Genomic DNA, 789 nt, shown 5'->3' on the forward strand with positions numbered 1-789 from the left:
CCAGGGGCCGCCGACCGCATGCGCCGCCTCGCCCCCGGCGTGGACACCGAGCGCTTCCGCCCCGGGGCGGGCGGCGAGGAGGTCCGCGCCCGCCACGGACTGGGCGGGCGCCCGGTGGTGGTGTGCGTGTCGCGGCTGGTGCGGCGCAAGGGTCAGGACACGCTGCTGCGCGCCTGGCCGCGCGTCCTGGCGGACGTGCCCGACGCCGCGCTGCTCGTCGTCGGGGACGGGCCCGACGCGGAGCGGCTGCGCTCGGCGGCGCGCGGCATGGACTCCGTGGTCCTGACCGGCGCGGTGCCCGCGGAGGAGCTGCCCGCCCACTACGACGCTGGAGACGTGTTCGCCATGCCGTGCCGGACCCGGCGGGGCGGACTGGACGTCGAGGGACTCGGCATCGTCTACCTGGAGGCGTCGTCCACCGGGCTGCCCGTCGTCGCCGGTGACTCCGGCGGGGCCCCGGACGCGGTGCTGGCGGACGAGACCGGGTACGTCGTCGACGGCTCCCTGCCCGGACCCACCGCGCGGGCGCTCATCCGCCTGCTGCGCGACCCCGACCGAGCCGCCCGGATGGGCGCACGGGGCCGGGAGTGGGTGTCGCGGGAGTGGAGCTGGGACAGGGTCTCCCAGCGCCTCGACGCGCTCCTGAGCGCTCCCTGAACGCCTGGCCCGAGCGCCGGGCCGGAGCGAAGCGCAGCGCAGGCCCAAGCGAACACGGCTACAGGTCGTCGCCGTGGACGGAGCCGGGGGTACCGGAGCCGTCGGTCACCTGCGGCTCGCCCGTGACGCTGT

Annotated in this window: 1 protein-coding gene; it reads left to right on the forward strand. The window is 77.6% G+C overall.

Annotation, left to right across the window (positions count from 1 at the left end):
- A partial coding sequence (locus D471_RS0118750) for a glycosyltransferase family 4 protein (RefSeq protein WP_026127861.1) occupies nt 1-657 on the forward strand: 657 nt, incomplete at its 5' end.
- Between the last annotated feature and the right edge of the window lie 132 nt (nt 658-789).

Origin of the sequence: Nocardiopsis lucentensis DSM 44048 (assembly GCF_000341125.1) — a bacterium.
In the GTDB taxonomy this organism is placed as follows: domain Bacteria; phylum Actinomycetota; class Actinomycetes; order Streptosporangiales; family Streptosporangiaceae; genus Nocardiopsis; species Nocardiopsis lucentensis.